The following is a 385-nucleotide window of genomic DNA, read 5'->3' as shown; positions in this document are numbered from 1 at the left end:
TGCGCCGTCGCGCTTCAACTTCGTCGACGGCATCGAGAAGAGCCGGATCCCCGACGTCGTCGGCGTGCTCCGCCTCGATCAGGCCTGGGGTTCGGCCCAGATCTCGGCGGCCATGCACGAGTTGAACATCGGTAACATTCAGAACGGCCTCGGCTTCGTGCCCGGCGGTGGCCTCGGCACCGCGGCGACCGCGGCGAACGGCTCGAACCTGAGTATCCCGCACGCCAACTCCGCCTACGGCTTCGCCGTGCAGGGCGGCATCAAGGTCAACGCGCCGTTCATCGCTCCGGGCGACGCGCTGTACGTCCAGGCCGCCTACGCGAACGGTGCCCAGATCTACTCCGGCTACTCCTCGTACTCGGGCACCTACGCCCAGACGGCCGCG

At 68.3% G+C, this 385-nt stretch carries 1 protein-coding gene; it reads left to right on the top strand.

The genetic code is table 11. From position 1 onward, the window contains the following. Positions 1-385: porin (locus ACLBX9_RS03740; protein WP_447717954.1), on the top strand; the 385-nt coding region annotated here is incomplete at both ends.

The sequence above is a fragment of the Methylobacterium sp. A49B genome (genome assembly GCF_053346215.1).
Note: the sequence above shows the minus strand (reverse complement) of the source record. Positions and strands in the feature narration are given on the sequence as shown.